This window comes from Vibrio sp. 03_296 (assembly GCF_002265885.1).
The window spans coordinates 1-472 of sequence record NZ_NPKW01000183.1 but is presented as its reverse complement, the minus strand read 5'-3'; the positions used below and the strand labels follow the sequence as shown (position 1 = coordinate 472).

Genomic DNA, 472 nt, shown 5'->3' with positions numbered 1-472 from the left:
CCGAGGCAAAATCTTTGGCTTCAAAAAGTGCGACGCTAAGGCCACGTCCTGCCGCATCTGCTGCGATGCCTCGCGCCATTGATACCGCCCCGACAACCAAGATGTCGAGTGTTGATGTATGGTGTGGAGGAGTTGTTCTTCATTTGAGCTGACCTAATGTTATTTTTGYTCGAACGAGCATTTTTGAAACTTAAATGAGCATAACTTAAGTTTCGAATGAGATCAGCTATTATTTTCGTTTGTGCTCGTTTGTGTGATTTGAACACAAAAAAGCCCCGACACTTAGTGACGGGGCTTGGAAATGCCTTTTAAGTTTATTCGCCGGCGACAACGCAAGGGATCTGCTGCTCTTTCAAAATCGCCGTGATCTCTTCTGGYGGCTGTTCATTGGTGATCAGCATATTGATTTGCGAAATATTCCCCAGCTTGACCATCGCATTGCGGCCAAATTTACTGTGGTCAACGGCCAGAT

At 46.2% G+C, this 472-nt stretch carries 1 pseudogene; it reads right to left on the bottom strand.

Annotation, left to right across the window (positions count from 1 at the left end):
* Positions 1–314 precede the first annotated feature (314 nt).
* Positions 315–472 (bottom strand): annotated as a pseudogene (locus CIK04_RS22770) (DeoR/GlpR family transcriptional regulator); the annotation flags it as partial.